The organism is Petrotoga halophila DSM 16923 (assembly GCF_002924615.1).
The window spans coordinates 1-21,928 of record NZ_JALY01000177.1; the positions used below are offsets into that span (position 1 = coordinate 1).

24 protein-coding genes are annotated in these 21,928 nt (G+C 33.4%); all 24 read left to right on the forward strand.

Annotated elements, in window-relative coordinates:
• The first annotated feature begins 77 nt into the window (after positions 1–77).
• Positions 78–506: a chemotaxis protein CheW gene (locus tag AA81_RS08765; protein ID WP_245863545.1), complete on the forward strand. Its 429-nt coding sequence runs from the start codon at positions 78–80 to the stop codon at positions 504–506.
• A gap of 28 nt (positions 507–534) precedes the next feature.
• Positions 535–894 carry a chemotaxis protein CheY gene (gene cheY / locus AA81_RS08770; protein WP_103898812.1) on the forward strand — a complete coding sequence of 120 codons (360 nt, stop codon included), beginning with the start codon at positions 535–537 and terminating at the stop codon, positions 892–894.
• Positions 895–899: 5 nt separating this feature from the next.
• Positions 900–1,283: a hypothetical protein gene (locus AA81_RS08775; protein WP_103898813.1), complete on the forward strand. Its 384-nt coding sequence runs from the start codon at positions 900–902 to the stop codon at positions 1,281–1,283.
• Positions 1,271–2,038, forward strand: coding sequence for a flagellar type III secretion system pore protein FliP (gene fliP / locus AA81_RS08780; RefSeq protein ID WP_169999714.1), 768 nt, complete (start codon positions 1,271–1,273; stop codon positions 2,036–2,038). The genes AA81_RS08775 and fliP overlap by 13 nt, the downstream gene beginning before the upstream one ends.
• A gap of 4 nt (positions 2,039–2,042) precedes the next feature.
• Positions 2,043–2,309, forward strand: coding sequence for a flagellar biosynthesis protein FliQ (gene fliQ, locus AA81_RS08785; protein ID WP_103898815.1), 267 nt, complete (start codon positions 2,043–2,045; stop codon positions 2,307–2,309).
• 3 nt (positions 2,310–2,312) lie between these two features.
• Positions 2,313–3,083: a flagellar biosynthetic protein FliR gene (fliR, locus tag AA81_RS08790; protein ID WP_169999712.1), complete on the forward strand. Its 771-nt coding sequence runs from the start codon at positions 2,313–2,315 to the stop codon at positions 3,081–3,083.
• Positions 3,005–4,138, forward strand: a complete 1,134-nt coding sequence (gene flhB / locus AA81_RS08795) for a flagellar biosynthesis protein FlhB (RefSeq protein ID WP_245863547.1) — start codon at positions 3,005–3,007, stop codon at positions 4,136–4,138. The genes fliR and flhB overlap by 79 nt, the downstream gene beginning before the upstream one ends.
• A gap of 20 nt (positions 4,139–4,158) precedes the next feature.
• On the forward strand, positions 4,159–6,288 hold the full coding sequence (gene flhA / locus AA81_RS08800; protein WP_103898818.1) for a flagellar biosynthesis protein FlhA: 2,130 nt from the start codon (positions 4,159–4,161) through the stop codon (positions 6,286–6,288).
• Complete coding sequence (gene flhF, locus AA81_RS08805; RefSeq protein ID WP_103898819.1) at positions 6,278–7,594, forward strand: flagellar biosynthesis GTPase FlhF; 1,317 nt, start codon at positions 6,278–6,280, stop codon at positions 7,592–7,594. The genes flhA and flhF overlap by 11 nt, the downstream gene beginning before the upstream one ends.
• On the forward strand, positions 7,591–8,445 hold the full coding sequence (locus AA81_RS08810) for a P-loop NTPase (RefSeq protein WP_103898820.1): 855 nt from the start codon (positions 7,591–7,593) through the stop codon (positions 8,443–8,445). Before flhF ends, AA81_RS08810 begins: the two co-directional genes overlap by 4 nt.
• Positions 8,446–8,538: 93 nt before the next feature.
• Positions 8,539–9,237: a flagellar brake protein gene (locus AA81_RS08815; RefSeq protein WP_103898821.1), complete on the forward strand. Its 699-nt coding sequence runs from the start codon at positions 8,539–8,541 to the stop codon at positions 9,235–9,237.
• A gap of 41 nt (positions 9,238–9,278) precedes the next feature.
• The gene (cheC, locus tag AA81_RS08820; RefSeq protein WP_103898822.1) at positions 9,279–9,911 is read left to right on the forward strand and encodes a CheY-P phosphatase CheC; all 633 of its coding nucleotides are present in this window, start codon (positions 9,279–9,281) and stop codon (positions 9,909–9,911) included.
• Entirely contained in the window at positions 9,904–10,401 is a 498-nt protein-coding gene (gene cheD / locus AA81_RS08825; protein ID WP_103898823.1) for a chemoreceptor glutamine deamidase/glutamate methylesterase CheD, read from the forward strand. The genes cheC and cheD overlap by 8 nt, the downstream gene beginning before the upstream one ends.
• Before the next feature lie 12 nt (positions 10,402–10,413).
• Positions 10,414–11,109 carry a sigma-70 family RNA polymerase sigma factor gene (locus AA81_RS08830; RefSeq protein WP_103898824.1) on the forward strand — a complete coding sequence of 232 codons (696 nt, stop codon included), beginning with the start codon at positions 10,414–10,416 and terminating at the stop codon, positions 11,107–11,109.
• Between the two features lie 2 nt (positions 11,110–11,111).
• Entirely contained in the window at positions 11,112–11,417 is a 306-nt protein-coding gene (locus AA81_RS08835) for a hypothetical protein (RefSeq protein ID WP_103079561.1), read from the forward strand.
• 296 nt (positions 11,418–11,713) lie between these two features.
• The gene (locus tag AA81_RS08840; RefSeq protein WP_103898825.1) at positions 11,714–12,211 is read left to right on the forward strand and encodes a hypothetical protein; all 498 of its coding nucleotides are present in this window, start codon (positions 11,714–11,716) and stop codon (positions 12,209–12,211) included.
• Positions 12,190–12,891, forward strand: coding sequence for a hypothetical protein (locus AA81_RS08845; RefSeq protein ID WP_103898826.1), 702 nt, complete (start codon positions 12,190–12,192; stop codon positions 12,889–12,891). The genes AA81_RS08840 and AA81_RS08845 overlap by 22 nt, the downstream gene beginning before the upstream one ends.
• Before the next feature lie 7 nt (positions 12,892–12,898).
• Positions 12,899–15,823 (forward strand): DEAD/DEAH box helicase, encoded by a 2,925-nt coding sequence (locus AA81_RS08850; RefSeq protein WP_103898827.1) that lies wholly within the window; start codon positions 12,899–12,901, stop codon positions 15,821–15,823.
• 12 nt (positions 15,824–15,835) lie between these two features.
• Positions 15,836–17,194 (forward strand): tRNA uridine-5-carboxymethylaminomethyl(34) synthesis GTPase MnmE, encoded by a 1,359-nt coding sequence (gene mnmE / locus AA81_RS08855; RefSeq protein ID WP_103079565.1) that lies wholly within the window; start codon positions 15,836–15,838, stop codon positions 17,192–17,194.
• Between the two features lie 12 nt (positions 17,195–17,206).
• Positions 17,207–17,911 (forward strand): hypothetical protein, encoded by a 705-nt coding sequence (locus AA81_RS08860; RefSeq protein WP_103079566.1) that lies wholly within the window; start codon positions 17,207–17,209, stop codon positions 17,909–17,911.
• 3 nt (positions 17,912–17,914) lie between these two features.
• Positions 17,915–19,090, forward strand: coding sequence for an ABC transporter permease (locus AA81_RS08865; RefSeq protein WP_103898828.1), 1,176 nt, complete (start codon positions 17,915–17,917; stop codon positions 19,088–19,090).
• Between the two features lie 15 nt (positions 19,091–19,105).
• The gene (locus tag AA81_RS08870; protein ID WP_103898829.1) at positions 19,106–19,912 is read left to right on the forward strand and encodes an SAM hydrolase/SAM-dependent halogenase family protein; all 807 of its coding nucleotides are present in this window, start codon (positions 19,106–19,108) and stop codon (positions 19,910–19,912) included.
• Positions 19,902–20,519 (forward strand): IMPACT family protein, encoded by a 618-nt coding sequence (locus AA81_RS08875; RefSeq protein ID WP_103898830.1) that lies wholly within the window; start codon positions 19,902–19,904, stop codon positions 20,517–20,519. The genes AA81_RS08870 and AA81_RS08875 overlap by 11 nt, the downstream gene beginning before the upstream one ends.
• Complete coding sequence (gene dnaX / locus AA81_RS08880; RefSeq protein WP_103898831.1) at positions 20,516–21,919, forward strand: DNA polymerase III subunit gamma/tau; 1,404 nt, start codon at positions 20,516–20,518, stop codon at positions 21,917–21,919. Before AA81_RS08875 ends, dnaX begins: the two co-directional genes overlap by 4 nt.
• Positions 21,920–21,928 lie beyond the last annotated feature (9 nt).

Sequence of the window (21,928 nt, forward strand, 5' to 3'; positions counted from 1 at the left end):
TGCGGGGCGAAGGGGCGCAAAAGCAAGTTTTATATTTTCGAAAGTGTTATAAATAGTTGTAAAAGAGGGGGAAATATATGATGGAAGACGTTCTTTCTTTCAAAATTGTGGATCAAGAATATGCTTTGCCAGTAGAGAATATAGAAAGTGTTGTAGATAAGACTGACGTAACACCCGTTCCGAATTCAAAATACTTTGTAGTTGGTTTAATTAATTTAAGAGGAAGAATAGTTCCCGTTATCGAATTAACCAAAATTTTAGGGATTGAAGTTCCTGATGACCACATTTATGAAAATATCCTTGTGTTAAAAATAAACGAAGAGGAAATAGGAATGTATGTGGATGAGGTTGAAAATGTTCTTTCCATCGATCCCAACAAATTGGAAAAATTTCAATCAAAAGAGTCTGTTTACTCAGATAAAGTTAAAGGGGTTATAAAGATAGAAAACAGACTGATAGTATATCTTGATTTAGAAAGTATCTTAGAAGCCGAATTTAAAAAATAAAAATTTTAAAGTCTTCGGAGGTGTTTTAATGGCTAAAACTGTCTTAATAGTGGATGATGCTGCTTTTATGAGAATGATGTTAAAAGACATATTAACTAAAGCAAATTATGAAGTAGTAGGGGAAGCTAGCAACGGTCAAGAAGCGGTTGAAAAGTATCAAGAGCTTAATCCAAATTTTGTGACAATGGATATAACTATGCCTGTTAAAGATGGTATTCAAGCTACAAAAGAAATCATGAAAATAGACCCTAATGCCAAGATTATAGTTTGTAGCGCCATGGGGCAACAAGCTATGGTTATAGAGTCCATTCAGGCTGGTGCAAAAGATTTTATTGTGAAACCATTTCAAGCTAATAGGGTTATAGAAGCTTTACAAAAGTTGGAGTAGTTTAAATGCCCACTGACTATGCAACTCCTAGTAGTAATTTGGTTAATGTGTCATTTTGGTTCGTAGCCATAATTTTACTCATCATACTTCTTGTGGTATTTTATTATATACTGGCTAAAACATTAAAAAAGGGTCCTAAAAGCAAAGAAGTTAAGATGGTAAAAAAATATTATCTAGATAGGAATTTATATGTTGGAGTATTGAAAGTTTTTAAAGAATATTACATTATATTGGCTACTTCCAATTCCAGTGAAATAATAAGAAAGTTAGAAGAAGATGAGGTTCAGGAAATTATGAATGAACACCCGAAATTTCTTGAAACCTTTTCTAATATACTGAAAAAAGATAAAATTTCAAGGGGAAGGGAAGAAGAAAAATTAAAAAAGTAAAGGCAATAATAACTCTTATTCTTTTTATCATATCTTTTAGTTTAGTTTATTCTCAAAATACTGTTCAACTCCCAGGGGTAGATATACAGATAAACCCGAATGAAGAAGTTAACACTTTAACGCCGACGTTGACAATACTTTTAATCGTAACCGTTTTGTCCTTAGCCCCAGGGTTTTTAATGTTATTTACTTCATTTACAAGAATAGTTGTTGTGTTAAGCTTTTTGAGACAAGCTATGGGCACCAGGCAAGCTCCTCCAAATCAAGTAATGTTGGCTTTGGCCCTTTTTTTAACCATAATGATAATGTTTCCTGTTTTTAATGGGGTGTATCAAGAGGCAATTATCCCTTACAACCAAAATGAGATTGACTATCAAGAAGCAATACAAATTAGTTGGCAACAATTCAAAGATTTCATGATTTCAGAGATTGTGGCCCATAAAAATGAAGACGATATCTATATGCTTTCATCTTCAATGAATATAGAGATAGATAATATCGAAGAAACTCCTTTTCAAATTCTTGTACCCGCATTTGCAATAAGCGAATTAGAAATCGCATTTAAAATGAGTATATTACTATATTTGCCTTTTATAATAGTAGATATGGTGGTAGCAAGTATTCTGTTATCTATGGGGATGATCATGATACCTCCGATTCTGATTTCTTTACCTTTTAAAATAATGATTTTCGTGATGGTAAACGGATGGGATCTCTTAATTGGAGGATTAGTAAGGAGTTTTGTGGGAGGATGATCTCATGAGTGAAGAGGTACTAATAGAGATTTTTGAAAACGGTATACTTCTCTTTCTAAAAGTAGTCTCTCCAATTTTAATAATAAGTGTAGCGGTGGGGTTGATTATTAGTATCTTCCAAGCCGTTACACAGCTTCACGAACAGACGTTGACATTTGCACCTAAAATTATAATAACTTTTCTTTCGTTGGTTTTAATGTTCTCGTGGATAATGCAAAACATATCAGATTTTTCATTCGAATTATTCACTTATTATTTGGGAATGATTTAGGTGGTGCTGGAAAATCTGACATACCATCTATGGGTTTATTTTTTCATCTTTGCTAGGTTGGCTGGAATTACTTTTTTTATTCCTTTTTTTAGTACTCGTTTTGTTCCAGTTCATGTGAAAGTTTTTATAACGCTTTTTATTTCTTATTTGGTGCTATTTGAGGTTAACGGAACTTTTCCTATAAATTCACCTCCTTTGTTGATAATTTTTTATTTGTTGATGAATTTTGTTTTTGGGAGTAGTGTAGGGTTAATAGCCAATATTTTGTTCTATGCCTTTCAATTTGCCGGGGAAACGATAGGTATACAAATGGGATTTGCAATGGCGAATGTTTTCGATCCTGTAACTAGCGATGAGATCTCTTTAATTTCGGAATTTTCATTTTTGTTCAGTATGTTGCTTTTTTTTATACTTAAAGGACCGTTAATTTTATACTCAATAATTATTGATTCCTTCAACAAGGTTCCTGTGGTTTTTAGTCTGGCGCCTGATGGATTTATGGTTTTTTCTCAAAAATTATTCGATGTATTCACTATAGGCCTTCAACTTTCGATGCCATTTATCGCATTTATGATCCTTTTGAAAGTTGCTTTGGGAATAGTCTCTAGATTGATACCTCAGGTAAATGTTTTTATGGTGGGTATTCCACTAGAAATACTGGTAGGATTTTTACTTTTTTTAGGAGTGATATTGATTTGGGAAGATCAGTTTACTACTCTATTCTTTCAACTAATAGAATGGATGAAAAATTCAATGATCCTTCTATTTCAATAAACCTTCAACTTTTTGCAGATCCAGATAAAACTGAAGATCCCACACCTAGGCGCTTAGAAAAAGCTCGAGAAGAGGGGAACATCCCTCAATCGAATGAATTTAATATGGCGGTAAGTTTTTTGTCAATTTCGCTTTTTTTGTGGATAATATTTGAACCATTACTTAATGATATTTTTAAGATGTTTTACGATTATTTATCTTTAGATTTAGATTTTTCACCAACAGATTTGCTTGGATATGAGATTAGCGCACATATGAACTTATACATAAAATTGATTCTGTTTTTTGTTGTTGCTGTTGTAGTTTCTACCCTTTTGGGAATGATCCAAACCAAATTTTTGTTTACTTTTAAATCTTTAAAATTGGATCTAAGCAAGATAAACCCTATTAAAGGATTCAAAAGGTTATTTTCTTTAAGATCTGTAATGGAACTTGTAAAAGCTCTTTTAAAATTAACCATACTAGGATTGTTAACCTATAATATAATAAGAGCCAATTGGTATAAAATACTCTCTTTGGCAGGGGAAGAAACTGCTTTTTCATTTAATGTGATTTTTGATTTAGTTATTAATATACTGTTTCAATTAGGAATAGCCTTACTTCTTCTCAGTTTGTTTGATTTTTGGTACCAGAGGTATGAATATAAAAAAGAGCTAAAAATGAGCAAGTATGAGGTCAAACAAGAACGAAAAGAAATAGAAGGAAACCCTGAAATTAAACAAAGACAAAGAGAATTGATGAGAAATTTAGCAAGAAGTAGGATGATGCAAAAAGTTCCCGAAGCGGACGTTGTCGTTACCAATCCTACTCACTATGCAGTTGCTATAAAGTACAAACCAGAAGAAATGAATGCTCCGATAGTTGTAGCAAAAGGAAAAGACGAAGTCGCTTTTAAGATAAGAGATATTGCTTTTAAACATGGAATCCCAATCTTAGAAAGACCTGCTTTAGCAAGAGAAATTTATGAGAAAGTTGACTTAAACGAAGAAATACCAGAAGATCTCTACACCGTAGTTGCAGAGGTACTAGCTTACGTCTACAAGCTCAGTTATTAATTCATGGGGGGTTTAAAGCGATGAATTTCAAAATAAAGGGGTTAGATGTAGGAATTTCCATACTTATCGTGGGAATAGTTGTGTTAATGGTTATACCTATTCCTACCTTTTTGCTAGACTTTTTGCAACTATTGAACATAATCGTTTCGATAATAATCTTATTGGCTACCTTATATTTGCAAAGGGCCTTGGATATATCTATTTTTCCATCTTTGTTATTGGTTATGACCATCTTTAGATTGGCCTTAAACGTTTCGTCTACTCGTTTGATACTATTAAACGGTAAGAATTTTGAAGGAAAAGTAATAAGAGCCTTCGGTGACTTTGTTGTCGGTGGAAATTATATTGTGGGAATAATTATCTTTTTGATCCTTGTTATAATACAATTTCTTGTAATAACTAAAGGAACAGAAAGAATATCGGAAGTAGCAGCAAGGTTCACTTTGGATGCCATGCCTGGCAAACAAATGAGTATAGATGCTGACATGTCTTCAGGACTGATTAACGAAGAAGAAGCTAGGCAAAGGAGAGAAGACATACGAAGAGAAGCCGACTTTTATGGAGCGATGGATGGAGCTAGTAAATTTGTGAGAGGGGATGCGATCGCCGGTTTAATAATAACTCTGATAAATTTAGTTGGAGGTTTAATAATTGGTATGTTACAGCAGGGACTGACGATCGCAGAGGCAGCGGAAGTATTTGCTTTACTTACTGTTGGTGATGGACTCGTTGCTCAAATTCCTGCGTTGTTAATTTCAACCTCAGCTGGTATGATAGTATCAAGAGCTGCTTCAAAAGATAATTTTGGGGTAGATTTAATAAAACAACTTACTTCTGACACAAGGGTTTTGAATATAGCCGGTGGAATAATAATATTTTTAGGTATGTTAACACCAATTCCAGTTTTTCCATCGTTGATTTTAGGAGGAGGTTTGCTTTTCATAGCTTACGTTAATAGAGTGAGTGAAGGCCAGTTAGCATATGAAACAACGGGTTCGAGCGGGGGAGGAATGGGAGCTTCAACCGCACCAAAAGGTGAAAAAAGGGGTGTTCCTGGCGGTTTTGCCCCACCCCTAACAACTCCAGAAGAAGTTTCAGAAGTCTTACAAGGAGATACAATTGAGGTAGATATTGGTTATGGATTGATTCCTTTAGCTGATCCAGATCAAGGCGGAGACCTATTAGATAGGATAACCGTTGTTCGAAAACAATTAGCGTATGAATTGGGTATAGTTATCTCTCCCATTCGAATAAGGGACAGCGTTCTTTTAAGTTCAAACGAATACGTTATTAAATTGAGAGGTGTTGAAGTTGGTAGATTCGAATTGATCCCCGATAGGCTTCTTGCTATAAACTCAGGCATGGCTTCTGAAGAATTACCTGGAATAAAAACAAAAGAACCTGCTTTCGGTTTGCAAGCCTTCTGGATAGATGAAAGTTTAAAAGAGGAGGCTATAGAAAAAGGTTATACAACAGTTGATGCCCCCAGCGTTTTCGCCACGCACCTTTCTGAAACCATCAAAAAATATGCTCACGAAATTATTGGAACAAAAGAATTAGAAATATTAATCGATGGATTGAGAGTTAATTATGCCAATCTTGTAGATACCCTTATTCCAACAATGCTCAAAATGCATGAACTAAAAAAAGTTTTAAGTGAACTATTATATGAAAGGATTTCAATAAGAAATCTACCCTTAATTTTTGAAAGTCTGATAGAGGCAGTCGATAAATATGGAAACAATATTGAGAACTTAGTAGAGTATGTTAGAAGGTCTTTAGGTAGGCAAATAGCGGAAAATTTAAGGTCTGACGACGGAGAACTACACGTTACCGCCTTGGATCCATCTATAGAGAAAAAGTTATCCGAATCGATAAAAGAAGCTGATTCGGGGAGAATTATAATACTCGAACCAGAATATTCAAATATTTTGGTACAAAGAATATCTAAATCTCTGGAAAATATGATGATGAAAGGGTTTAATCCTATATTAATTTGTTCAAAAAACATAAGATATCCCTTTGCCAGATTTATATTGAAATTTATTCAAAACATCAATATTATAGCCTACGAAGAAATACCTTCGGATACTTCTCTCAACGTAAACGAAATAGTGAAAATAGAAGGTGAGAGTTCCGATGCAAATTAAAAAACTTACCGTAAAAACAATTTCTGAAGCGATGGAAAAGATAAGAAGAGAATTTGGAGAAGATGCTTATATTTTAGACACAAAAAAAGTGAAAAAAGGGGGTTTTTTTGGAATCGGTGGAGAAAAATATATTGAAGTAACTGTTTTGAGTGAAGAAAGCAAAAATTCTCTAAACAATCCTCAAAAATCAAAAAAATACCCACAAGAATCTGATAATACCTATACATTAAATGACCTAATAAAAAGGAATACACCCGAATTTTATAGAAAAAAAGAAAAAGAACAAAAGACATCTAAACCATCGAATTTAAACATTGAAAAAGACTCCAGTGACAAACATTCGAAAGATGGTTTAACAGAGTTTATAAAAACAAGTAGAGAAATATCTTCTAAGATAGACAAAAGTGCAGAAGCATTTTACCATCAATACTATGAAAAGGAACCTTCTGAAAGTAATATCAAAGATAGTTTGAAATTAGAAGAGTTGATGAAAATGGTTGAAAAGTTGAATAAAAAAATGGAAGCAAACAATCTCTATCTTCAAGATATAAAGGATAAGCTATACGAAAAATCGTATTCAAGAACTTTCATTGAAGCCTTTTTAAACCAATTGAACGACTTAAAAATTGAAGAAAATTGGAAAAATCAAGAGATTATAAGAACCAGATTTGAAAAAAAGCTTTATCAAAGCTTAGAAATTTTAAATTTCGGGGATATAAAGAATAAAGTTATGTTTATAGGTCCCACAGGCGTAGGAAAAACGACCACGTTAGCCAAAATAGCCGCTAACTTAAAAAAAATGAATAAAAAAATTGCAATAATTACAATCGACACGTACAGAATAGCTGCAACAGATCAGCTAAAAACTTATGCAGATATACTAGATATTTCGCTTCATATTTGTTATACCCCCTCTGACCTCAAAATTGCTTTGGAATCACTTCTGGACTTTGATGTAATTCTAATAGATACAGCCGGAAGAAGCCATAAGAACAATTTACAGATGGGTGAACTCAAAGTGTTCAAAGATGTAGTAGACCCCGATTACAATATAATGTTGGTATCTTCCAACACCAATTGTGAAGATATGATACATATTTACGATAACTTTTCTTATCTTGAACCCAACGCATTAATTTTTACAAAGATGGATGAAACCTCATCTTTTGGACAAATATTTTCTTTTCTTGAATATTCTAAATTACCTTTGTTGGGGATAACAGATGGTCAAAGAGTTCCTGAAGATTTGAAGTTTCCTTCTAAAGAATGGCTGACCCGTTCAGCAGTGGAGGAGGTATTTAAATGAACCGTATATATCGAGATCAGGCAGCTAGTTTAAGAGAAGAATTTTCTAACACACAAACGAAAATTATAACAGTTGTGAGTGGAAAGGGTGGAGTTGGTAAGTCGGTATTATCAGTGAATATCGCTACTGAGTTGGCTACACATGGGAAAAGAATACTTTTATTTGATTCAGATGCAGGTTTCGCAAATGCTTCTATTCTGATGGGAAACACTGTGAAAATCACGTTGAGCGAATATATGAAGGGCAATGTCACCTTCAATGAGTGTGTTCAAGACACCGATTATGGTGTTAAGATAATAAGCAGTGGTTTTGATTTTACAGATTGGAAGATCTTTCAAAATAATTTTAATGATTCGATAATGGACGAATTTTTAAATTTGTTAAAAGAAGTAGATTTTTTTATAATAGATGTAGGTGCAGGTTATTCTGAAAAGCTCAATAATTTTTATCTAAATTCGGATACGATATTTCTAATAACGATCCCAGAACCCACAGCGGTGGTTAACGCCTACACCTTGTTAAAAGCCTTATCGGTTTTGAATGTAAATGGAGAAATAGAGATAATACTTAACATGATCAAAAATAAAAACGAAGTAGAGATGGTTAAATCTGTCTTAAATAGAACCACAAAGAGGTTTTTAAACAGAGAAATTAATAATTTTCATGAAATTTCTTACGATGAAAACGTTCATTTGAGCGTGAAGAGACAGATACCTTTAATTTCATTGAAAGAAAACAGTAAATTTTCAAAAGATATAAAAAAGATAACTTCCAATATATTGAATATCAAAACCTCTTCTCATAACAATTTTGCACGGAGATTGAAAGAGATGTTTGGGAAAGGACATTGATGCTCGGGGCGAAGGGGGCCACAGCTTCCTTCCTTAGAAGGGCGGGCAGCGGGGCGAAGGGGCACTATACAATAGATAGAAAAGGGGTTTAAGATGTCTGATTTTGTAGAAAAAGTAAGCTCAAAGAATGTTTTATACACTAATATGCCCTTGGATTTAGAGATTCAAGAAAAAGGAATTCAAGGAATTTATAAAAGTATCCTTTATGAATATGACTTCAACAGTAATCTAGCTAAAATTGGAATGCCTATTTTTAAAGGGGCTTATCTGAAAATTTTTCGAGGTACAGATCTAAAAGTAAGAGCATATTCTTCAAGGGCTGTTTATTTATTTAGAAGCAAAATTTACAGCAATGGAAAAGAAGGAAATATAAGATACCTTATTATAAATATTCCTGAAACAATTGTTAGAGTACAAAGAAGGCAACATGCAAGAATCCTCGTTTCTGAAGAGGGTACCTTTTATCTCAAAGAGGGACAAGAAAATAGTAAAAACCAGGAGAACGTTCAACCCACCCAATACCGGTTTATAACTAAAGATTTTAGTGCAGGAGGATTGGCTATCGTTACCTCTAAAGAGTTGAAAGTCGGGCAAAAGATAGTAATAAATTTAGCTTTAAAAAAACAGGTAAGACTTGAAGACACTGAATCAGAGGTTGTTAGATTTATTGAGAAAACTACAAGTGGAGAATACATTTATGGAATTAAGTTTTTAAACTTAACAAGAGAAAAAGAAGAAGAGCTGGTGAGGTTCGTTTTCAAATTAGAGCGTGAGTCATATAAAAAGATCTAATGTAATCTTTGACGGTTTTTGTTTAAAAAGGGGGAAGTTTAATGTCAATCTATGATGAAATCAGCGAACAAAAATTGGATGCATTGAAAGAATTAGGAAACATAGGTGCGGGGAATGCAGCGACGGCTATTTCAACGATGTTGAACAAGAAAATTGATATCACGGTTCCCTCCACTGAAATCATACCTATTTCAGAATTATGGAAAGAGTTTAGTGATCCTGAAGACGTAACAACGGGGTCTATGGTAGAAATTGGTGGAGAACTCCATGGAGCTATTTTATTTCTACTTGGAACCCAAGAAACAAAAAAAATCTTAGAGCTGCTAATGCTACCCAGACCTGAAGATTTAACCCAAATTGATGAAATGACATCTTCGGCCATTGGTGAAGTTGGCAATATTATGTGTAGCTCTTATATATCTGCCATTTCTAATTTCACAGGTTTGAACATACATTCTTTGCCCCCAAAAATTACCGTGGATATGTTAACGGCGATAGTTTCTGAATCTTCTCTTATGGTTACTGAAGGTAGCGATTTTGTAATCCTAATTCGAACAGATATAAGTATTGAAGAGTATGAAGGAAACGTAAAGGGCTTCTTGATATATTTATCAGACGAAAAAAATATTATAAAATTATTAAAAACCTTAGGAATGGGGACGAATAATGACTGAGAGCAAGAAGAAAATAATAGGCATTGGTGAATACATAGTAGATAAAAATCCGGCTATTTTGGTCACATTAGGTTTAGGTTCCTGTGTGGCTGTATGTTTACGAGATAAAAAAAACCTAATCGGGGGGTTAGTCCACATCATGCTTCCTGAAAGCAGAAGCAGCAAAAAGGATGAAAAGATCGGTAAATATGCAGACACAGGCATAAAAGCGATAATAGATGGAATTGTAGATTTAGGTGGGAACCTTAAATACGTTGAAGCCAAGATAGCGGGAGGAGCGGCGATGTTCAAAAACTCAAATAATTCTTTAAATGTAGGAAGTAAGAATGTTGATGCGGTTAGAAAGATTTTAAAAGAAAACAACATAAAAATAATTGCTGAGGACAGTGGGGGGAACAGAGCCCGAAGTGTTGAATTTAACATTGCTAATGGGGAACTAAAGGTTAAGAAGGTTGGCGGAGGAGAAAAGGTAGAAATCACAGTAATTTAAGGTGGCAAATGAATGAAATACAAGATTAATGAAGAACAGTTGGTAATGGAATTTTTGCCTAAAATAAAGATTATAGCTTTGAATTTAAAAACCACTTTACCTAAAAATATAGACGTAGAGGATTTGATTCAGGAGGGGATTATAGGATTACTTCAATCATATAAGAGATACAATCCGGAGAAAGGTACTTCTTTTTACACCTATGCACTAAAAAGGATAAAGGGTTCTATGTATGATTATCTAAGGAGGATAGATTGGCTTCCAAAAGAGATAAGGAGTTTAGTAAAAAAGTATGAAGATTTAATTTATGAATGTAAAGATAATGAGTACATAGACGATAATTCAGTGGCAGAAAAACTTCGTATTGAGAAACACGATGTTGACAAGATAAAGTTCTCCTTGAGTAAAAGGCAGATTCTTCAGCTGGATGAATACTTTTTAAACAATGATGAAGACAACTGGGTTGAAGCTACACAAGAAGAAAACGATCCTGAAATACTGGCTTATAAAGATATCTTACATGACAAATTAAAAGAAAGCATCGACAAATTAAAAGAAAGAGAAAAACTTATACTTTCTCTATATTACAACGAAGGATTAACCTTTAAAGAAATAGGAAGTGTGTTGGAAATAAGCGAATCGAGGGTTTCTCAGTTGCATTCAGCAATATTGGTTAAATTAAAAAAAATGATTCAAGGAAGTGAATAAATATGGCTTCACTTCACGAATTACAAATATTGGTAACCAAATCTATAGATGTAGCAAATAATGTTCAAGCAATATCTCATTCTTACGATGCAGCCAAAAATATGTTACTAGTTAAACAAGCGAGTGAATATTCTCAAAACCTACAAAAAAGGATAAAAAATAAAGACCAAGTTGAAAAGAAAAATGTTGATAATAAATCATCCACTGGGATTTCCTCTCAGAGGTCTTTAAGTAATGAAAACAAAGGTACTGTAAAGAGGCATGTGGTAGATGAATACAGAGGTAAACTTTTGGATTTAAGGTTATAAGTATCTATCCTTATGGGTGGGGAGCGGGGTAAAGCCCTCCTACCTGGCGGTCTAAGGGCGACAGGCCCTTTCCATATGGGTGGGCGGCGGGGCGAAGGGGCGCTAATAAAGACTAAGCGCAGCTTACAGGAAAATCCTATAAACAATTAAGTTTCCAAAAGAAGAGTCTGTTTTTAAAAGGGTCAAAGGGCGGAGCTCTGTTTGCCGTAGTGTGCAAACTATGTTTTTAAATGATTTTGAACTTGGGGATCTTAAGGGGTTTACCCCTTAACGTCCAGGTATGGAAGGAGAAATATATGCTAGGTTATTTTACAATATACAAATCAGAAGACGAAATGTTTTCCGGCGGATTATTGGTTCTCAATGAAAATGGAATCCCTGTTTCCTTTAAATACACGGAACCAATAAAACCTTCCAAAATCCAAAAAATAATTTATGGATCAAACCTAAAAAATTATTTAGCCTTTCAAATATTAAGTAACGAAGAATTATACTCCCCTCACGATGTAGACTTAATACTAACGGATGATAGTGATCTAATAAATTATATTGATATTGACAAAGTTATAATGTATATAATGGAAGTATCCAGTGGTAAAGGCTTTGAGGTTAAAGAAAAAGAAGGTATAATACCTATAAATCAAAATACGAGCTTAAGATTCTACTCTTCGAAACTGTTGGATTCACTTACATTGAAGAAACTCAAATCCTATATAGAAATTTTTGATATCTTTGAACCATTCACTCGCTTAAAAGAGGCTTTGGTGTATATATGTTCTTCCAAAGAAAAATAACTATCAACCAAGCTAACCTTTCTTTAGATATTCATATAAATTTCGTATCTTTCCAGAGTATAAAGTATCAACTTCTATCCTCAAAAACTCAAAACCTTAAAATAAAGACCATTGATATAAATGAATTAGTAAAGATAAAAGAACTCCCTTGGGCTGAAGGGGGAATAACCTTTATTGAAGAAACAGATCAACTTTTACCAAAAAAAATAATTAATTTTGATTTTATTAAGATTAGTATAATTAAAAATTCTTCTTTATCTGGTATAAATATAAAAGATAGTGAAATCAAGATAGGGGTTAGTTTAATAAACGTGCCAATGTCAACGAATACAACCCTAAATACGACAAAAATGATAGAATTTAATATTAAAGAAAGCACACCTCAAAAAATAGTAATTAAACCAATTAGAAGAGTTTTAAAAAGGCCTGTTTCGAAGGAATACATTCTACAGTTGGCACAGGAGATTGCATCATCAAAAAAATTACAAAAGATAAAACTATCGTTCCTAGGTTTTTATGTTAAAGTTCCCATAGCAGAAGAGATAAATTACTATTGGAAAGGTGAAAAATTAATATGTTTTCTCAAAAATAATAAAGCAGACATTACTGACTACTTTGATTGTGCCGTTTTTTTTGATTCTGAGAACAATAAGAAGTATTTGAAGTTTATCAGGAGGTAATGTTGAATTGATTAGAAAAGAACTTGTAAATTTTCTAAACTCGATAAAAAAAGTCAACAAACAGAAAATTTTAGTTTTACCGGATGGATATCTCCAAGATTTCGATGAGGATGGAGAAATTTTCATTTATCCGGGTTTTGACATATTTCCATTTGAAAATTTGGATATCTCTCCAAACATCAAAGCAAATAGGATGAAAACATTATATGCCTTATTAACGAAAAAGAACGTCACCGTTTTAACTACTTTTTCATCTTTAATAAAGTACACCTTACCTAAAAATGAATTTGTAAGCAAAAAGATCAAAGTTGGAGATACGTTCGATCTTGAATCTAATGTTCCTTACAACTTAGGATACAACCTTTCAGAAGAGGTAACTAGTCCTGGAGAATATTCTAAAAGAGGTTTTGTAAGGGATTTTTTTATTCCAATTTACGAACAACCTGTAAGAATAGAGTTATGGGATGACGAAATAGATAGAATATCTTTTTTCGATACTTATTCTCAAAGATCTATTGAAAATCTAAAAGAAATAGAGATAATTCCTGGATCTGAAATTCTCAAATCTGAACGCAACTTAAGAATTTATGAGGGAAGGTTAAAAAAATATACCTCTGTAACAAATGAAGAAGAGTTTTTAACCCTTGATCAATTCAATGCCCTTCCAGGAATCTTTTACAAAGACAAAAATACAATATTAAGTTATCTAAATGAAGACAGAGATATTTATTTAATAAACAAAGAAGAAATTATAAACTCTTACTCGGAAAAAGAAAAAGAAAACTATGAAATGTGTGACACGGAACTAAAGCGGAAAATATATAAAATGTTTTCAGGACATAACCTTGAAATTTTGAACAAAATAAATTACGAAGAAGTAAAACTTACACTGGAAAAGATTTATTTTATCAAACCCAAAAAGGGAGACAAAAGGTTGGAATATATACCTCTTCTTGACTGGGAAGATCTAAATGAAGGGGACTTGGTGGTACACGAAGATTATGGAATAGGAATATATCATGGCGTTAACAAAGTTGAGACCACTTTGGGTTTGAGAGAGTTTGTGACATTAGAATATTCTGATAATTCAAAGGTCTATGTCCCAGTAGGTAGGTTAGACAAACTATCCAAGTACATCGGAGACCCTGAATCAGTTAAAATATCTTCTTTGAATAGCAAAAGGTGGAAAAATACTAAGCAAAAAGTAAAAGAAGAAATTAAACTAAAGATCGAAGAACTTCAAAAAATCTATGTTCTAAGAGAAAATCAACGAAGTATTCAACTATTCGGAGATTCTGAATTGGAAGCAAAATTCAAGGAAACCTTTCCTTACGTTGAGACACCTGACCAAGAAAAGAGTATCAATGAAGTTATGAGAGATCTAGAAAGTGAAAAACCTATGGATAGATTGTTGTCAGGTGATTCTGGATTTGGTAAAACCGAGGTTGCTATGAGAGCGGCTTTTAGAACGGTTGTTTCGAACTATCAAGTGCTGCTATTAGCTCCTACAACGATACTTGCTAAACAGCATTACGAAAATTTCAAATTAAGAATGGATCCTTTTGGAATTAAGATAGCTTTAGTTACTCGTCATAAAACTCAGAAAGAAAAGAAAGAACTTTTTGAAAGCATAAAAAAGGGCCAAATAGATATAGTAATAGGAACGCACGCCTTATTATCGGATTTACTACAGGTTAAAAACCTTGGGTTAGTCATAGTAGATGAAGAGCAAAGATTTGGAGTACTTCAAAAAGAGAAATTCAAAAAGTTAAGCGAAGGAGTAAACTTCCTTATGATGAGTGCCACTCCTATCCCCAGAACCTTATACATGTCTATTAGCGGATTAAGAGACATATCCACGATATCAACCCCTCCGTTGGGTAGGTTACCCATTCAAACATTTATTGGGAAATATTCAGATAAGTTAGTACGTACGGCTATTTTGAGAGAAAAATCTAGAGGTGGACAAACAATATATATCCACAACAGAGTGCGAGAATTGAATGAACTGTACAAAAAATTACGAAGCCTCGTTCCTGAAGTTAAGATAACAATGGTGCATGGAGGAACATCAAAAAAGGAGTTTATAAAATCTATAAACAATTTGTATGATGGAAAGATCGATCTACTTTTATCAACGACAATAATAGAAAATGGGATAGATATACCTAATGTTAATACCCTTATCCTAGACGATCCAGAAAGATATGGGATCTCTCAGTTATATCAAATTAAAGGAAGAGTTGGAAGATCTAACAGAAGAGCTTTCGTTTACTTTCTATTTAAAAAAGAAATCACTCCTCAAACCAAAAAAAGGCTGGAAGCCATCAAAAAATATAACGAACCAGGAAGTGGATTAAAACTCGCTTTGAGAGATTTAGAAATTCGTGGCTACGGGGATATATTGGGAATAGAGCAAAAAGGTCATATAAACGCGATAGGTTTTCATCTCTACCATGAAATGTTGAATAAACTTTTATTCGAATTTGGAATCAAAAAGGAAAAAGAGATTCAACGACCTCAAACCTACACGGAGATAAAAGGTATAAAAGGTTCCATAGTTATTCCTGAATCTTATATACCTAATTCTATTGAAAGAATGCGAATATATAGAAGGATGTCTGTAGCTAAAACACCTGATGATATTGAGGATATAAGATCCGAAATACGCGATAAATACGGTAAACTTCCACAAGAGGTAGAAAGATTATTTCAGTATGCACTGATAAAAGTTAAAGCCAATATGGAAGGGATTAGAGAGATAGAAATAGGAGATACATACATATCTTTTAAATTCGAAAATGATGTAAATCCTATCATTGAAAAATACAACAAATATTCAAGAAAGATTACCTTTTATCCAGAAACGAAAGAGCTCATAAGTTATGGGCCAAAAGACCATATGAAATATATGGAAAAGGTTTTTTCATAAGAGGTGACAAAGATGTTGAATGATACAATAGCTGCTATTTCATCCCCAGTTGGTACAGGGGCCATAGGGGTGGTAAGAATTTCAGGCAATCACGTTAAAAACATAATAGACCAAGCATTAAAAAGGGAAAAATATACCCCTAAGAAGATGTACTATGGTTGGCTTTACGATAAAGAAGGAGAAAAAGTCGACGAGATTACATGGGTTTACCATGCTCAACCTTACTCTTACACAGGAGAGGATATGCTTGAAATATTTTGCCATGGCGGTAAACTTATCACTTATGCTGTACTGAATACAATTATAAAATATGGGACAAGACAAGCTTTACCTGGGGAGTTTACAAAACGTGCTGTTTTAAACGGTAAAATGGATCTCATAAAAGCGGAAGCTGTAAACAATGTAATTACTTCAGAGACTGAAATCTCTTTAAAAGCGTCCTTTAACCAACTTAAAAATGCCCTTTCCGAAAAAATCAATGACATAAAAAACAGCTTGCTAAATATCTCTGCCCAGATCGAGGTAGAAATGGATTATCCCGATGAAATAGAACTGGAAGATCACAATTTAAAAAACAAATTAGTTTATATCTTCAATCAAATGGATCAAATACTAAAAGAGGCTGACAACGGTATTATAGCCGTTGAAGGTGTCAGAACAGTTATAGCAGGAAAACCGAACTCTGGGAAAAGCACCTTATTAAACGCCCTTCTGAGAAAAGACAGAGCGATTGTAACCGATATTCCAGGAACAACTAGGGACACAATAGAAGAAAATCTGAACATAAACGGTATATACTTAAAACTTATAGATACAGCCGGAATACGATACACGGAAGACACGTTGGAAAGGGTTGGAATAGAAAGGACCATAAATTCCATAAAGAATTCTCATCTAATCTTGTTTGTCTTGGATGGTACAACACCTTTCACACAGGAAGATGAACTAATTTATACTAAATTAAATGAATTGGGGGAAAAAACTGTTATAATTGTATTGAATAAATCGGATTCTCCTAATTTTAAAGAGAGTAATTATCTCCCTTTGAAACAAAAAAATCCAAATGATTTTGTTATGATTTCTGCAAAGAACGGAGAGATTAAAACTTTGGAAGATAAGATATATGAAAAGTTTTTTGAGAAAGTCAACATAGAAGAGCCAACTCTAACTAACCAAAGGCAAAAGATGACCTTAGAATCGTCTAAAGAATACGTTTTAAACGCCATCAATTCGCTTGAGAAAGGTTTTTCTAACGATGTAATTATGTACGACGTAAGAAAAGCACTTGAAAAGATCTACGAACTTTCTGGTGAAAATTATACTGAAGAATTACTTGATAAAATCTTTTCCACATTCTGCGTTGGAAAGTAGGAGGTAAAATATATGTATCGGTTAGTTTCTATTTTCTTTGGGCTAATCCCTTTAACACAATTTTTCATAAAAGGATGGTACTTTTTTGGGATATCATCTCTTGCATTAATTATTTCATATTTTATACTTAAAAAGAGGGGATCAAAACCATTCATCACAGAAGGAGCGCTCTTATTAATCTCACAACTTTTTATGAATATAATTGGGCTATCAAATATACCGATATTTTTATATATCTCTTTCGCAGCAATTTTGATTTTCGTTGCCTCAAGAGATGAAAAAATAGTTGACGATTTGAAAGATTATATAAAAGAAACTGGCCATTCCAAGGAAGATTGGGATTTTGAAATATGTTTTTTTGGAATGGGGCAGATTAGAAACATCGACCAATTAACTAATTTATCTACTGCCGCATTTGGTTTTTCAGACAAAGGTATAGCTTTCAACACTAAGTTGGGAAGTGGGAATTACACGAGGTTCATTGATTATAACGAAATAGATGATTTCGGAATGTTCAAATTGCAAAAGAAACAAGAGTTGTACTACCCGAAAATAAGAGATATGTTCATCTGGCCAAGTAATATGAGTACGATGCATAAACCGTATATAAACACCTATGGGTTATATCTTTTGGTGGGAGATGAGTCCCTGACTTTTTACGAGGCACCAAGTATCATACTTAAAATATCCGAGCATTTAGAAGAAATGAGGAGATAGACAATGAAAATTTTAAAGATGTCATGGTATGAGATAAAGAAAGTATTGAGAAATCGAGGAGTATTAATCTTAAGTATTATAATACCTGTTATTTTAGCCTATTTTGGCTCTTCATTCTATCCTGCTGATATGGCGCAAGATTTCCAATTAGCCTTATACAATGAAGATAACAGTCTTTTAGGTAATTTCGGTTTCATTTTGATAAAACAATTTTTGAATTTTGAGAACACCATCGAAATTAAAAATGATGAACAATTGAATCAAATAATTAGAGAGGCAAATTATGATTCAATACTGATCATTCCAAAGGGTTTTACGCAAGATCTGATCGATCGTAATCAAACGGTTTTATACATCATACCAAATCCTCACAAAATTCAGAATAGTATGATGGTTTATACCGGTTTTAAAGCTGTTTTTGATGAGCTTGCAGGGATACCCGAAATAAAAGTGGGCTCCACTACCGAGTTCTTACTTCAAGGAGGTATTGGAATCGATGAAACGAGGCCCAAGCCAGAGATAAAAATGCTTATACCAAGCGCCTCGGATGGTTCTTTGGTTGTTTCTCCAACCACAAATTTAGGGATTAATGATATGTTTGCTCCTATCGTAGCGGTGGTTGTAATCCTTTTGTTATCTATGATAGGAATAGCCTCTTCCATCGGTCAAGCTAGAGAAGTTGGATTACTGGATCTATATATATCAAACGGATTAAAAACGTGGGAATTCATTTTATCAAAAATAATATCGTACATAATAATAGGTTTCGTTGCCGGGATGTTCTCGTGGTATATGTTCAGAATTTTTGGTGTTGAATCACAAGCTAATCCATGGAATTTGATCTTACTCGTTTTAGTATCTGTATTCTCTTTCACCTCTTTTGGTTTGTTTTTATCTTCTTTTTTAAAAACGGCTCGTGCTGCTTCTTTTCTTGTAACGGCAATGATAGGAGGAATGTTGGTATTTGGTGGTGTTTTGATCCCAATACCTACAGGAAGTATTCTTGAAAAGATAGCGAACCTATTTCCTGTTAAATACTCTTTAGATGGCTGGAGAAAAATAACGGTATTAGGGTATGGCTTAAGTGATCTAGGTTTTGAAATTCTAATATTATTAGGTTTTGGAATTGTTTTCTGTGTGGCATCATTACTTTTATTACGAGCTACACAAGAAACATAGGGGAGGTATAATTCGATGAATCATATAGCCTTTTTAACGGATTGGGGGCTTTCTTCGTATTATGTCTCCGTGTGTAAATCCGTTATAAAAAGGATAAATAAAAATACTGATATAATTGATATAACCCATAGTGCAGGACATTTTAACATAAGGAAATATGCAGCTCTAATTTTAAGAGCTGCTCGAGATTTTGAAGAAGGGACCGTCTTTTTGTGTGTTGTTGATCCAACCGTAGGTAGCTCCAGGAAACCGATCGCTTTAAAAACGTCAAAGTACAACTATTATTTTGTTGGACCAGATAACGGGTTATTTACTTTTTTGATGCAAGAGTTCGGAGTTAAAGAATCTGTTGAGTTATCCGACAATAGATTTTTCTATAAAACTGATTATTCATCAACATTTCACGGGCGTGATATATTTGCTCCAGTAGCTGCATACATTTCTAAAGGTATTAGTATTGATCATTTTGGACCAAAAACTGAAAAATTAATAACTTTCGATGTGCAAAAACCTATCATTGAAGATAACAAAGTAATATGTGATTATTTATATTCAGATGATTTTGGTAATATAGAAACTAATTTATCTTCCAACTATCTTGAGCATTTAGATATAGGCAAAGAGGTAACTGTTGAAATAAATGGTATAAAAGAAGTCGTTAGATTCGTGAAGAACTACTCTGAAGTTAAAAAAGGCGAATTATTGTTGCATGTTGATAGCTCAGGATTCTATGAGGTTTCTGCCAACCAATCCAATGCGGCTAATAAATTTAACATTACCGATGATTTTGAAGGGAAGATCAAGATAAATTTTGAATTATAAATCCATAAAAGATCCGATCGAAGTTACGTACACTGTAGAAAGATCAAAATTTATTGGAAATATCGCAAAGGTTAACTCGATCGATGAAGCACAAAAATTTGTAAAAGAAATTTCTAAAAGATATAATAACGCCACACACAACTGTTGGGCTTATAAAGTGCATGAGGAAGGAAGAGAAATCTCTAATTACTCTGATAACAACGAACCATCAGGCACCGCGGGTAAACCTATTTACGGTGTAATTGAAAAATTTGGTCTATCAAACGTAGCACTAGTTGTTACGAGATATTTTGGAGGAGTGAAATTAGGGATTCGGGGTTTAATAGATGCATATTCTAAAACTTCTGAAGAGGTTGTTAAAGCTTCTAAAGTGGTTACCTATGAGAAGACATTTATTTACGAGGCAAAATGTGATTACAGTAATTTTTCCTTCATACAAAACCTCATGCAAAAACAAAATAACTTCAAAATAACCAAACAAAAATTTTCAGACGAAGTCTATTTTATATTTGAAATATCAGAAAATAACAAAGATGTTGTTTTATCGTTATTGAAAAACAAGGTGTACAATTTAAATTTTGTTGGCAATTCGGAGGGAATTTTATGAACAACAATTTATACAGAAAATACAGACCTTTAGATTTTGATGAAATTTTAGGACAACCTCATGTAGTAAAATACTTCAAAAATGCTTTAAACAAGCAAGAGGTTTCTCATGCATATATTTTTTCGGGACCACGGGGTACAGGAAAAACCACTACAGCCAGGATACTCGCCAAAGTATTAAATTGTAAGGATCCTCAAGGATACAATCCATGTAATAAATGCGAGAACTGCATTTCTATAAACAACAACAGTTTTTTGGATGTAATAGAAATGGATGCGGCTTCGAATAGAGGAATAGACGAAATTAGAAACATCAGAGACTCCTCCAATTACAGACCTGTTTATGGGAAATACAAAGTATATATAATCGATGAATTTCATATGTTGACAAGGGAAGCATTCAACGCGCTATTAAAAACGTTAGAAGAACCACCCTCACATGTCGTTTTTATTTTAGCGACCACAAATTTGGAAAAAGTTCCTGATACCATCATTTCTAGGGCTCAAATTATAAACTTCAAAAATTTAGGTCAGAAAGATATAGTAGAAGGTTTGAAAAATATAGCAAGCTCTGAAGGTATAGAATATGAGTTAGATGCCCTGCAGATCATAGCTAAAAGGGCAAAAGGTGGGATGAGAGATGCCATATCTATGTTGGAACAAGTAGAAAAATTTGGAGAGATGAAGATCACCCATCAAGATACCCTTGAAATATTAGGTTTGTTCGATGAAAATTTTATCGCTCAATTCGTAGAAAATGTCTATAATTCAAAAATTGATGAATTTTTGGCACAATCTGAAGATCTGTTCAATTTAGGAAAAGATCCAGAAATTCTTTTGGAGCAGGCCATAGAATACATATTTGAATCACTAATTACTAATAAAAAAGATAACTTAATTCAACTAATGGGTGCCTTCAACAATATACTTAAAGATTTAAAATACAGTGAAAATAAAAGGTTGATTTTCGATGTGGAGATCTTAGATTTCATGTACAAAAATTCAACTACTTCCGTGCCTTTGCCCCATGAAAATAAAAAAACTCCAAATAGAAAACAAGTAGCCACAGAATCCGTTCCCAACGAAACTCAACACCCAATTATGAAGAAAATCCTTGATTACTTCAGTGACCCACATGAAAAGAAGTCCAACATGGCGATATACTTCGCTTTGCTTTATTCAAATCCAGAAATTGAAAACGATAAAATACACTTCAAATTTTCTTCAGACCAAAAGCTAGAATTTGAGATTCTAAAAAAGTATGTAGATGAATTAAAAGTGAATATATTTTTACTGATCGATGGATCGTACGAAATCACTTTTTCTCTCGAAGGTGGCGAGGTGGAAAGTCTGACCCAGCAAAAAGAAAAAGCCAATTTGAGAGAAAAGAAACTGTTCTGAGGGAATTAC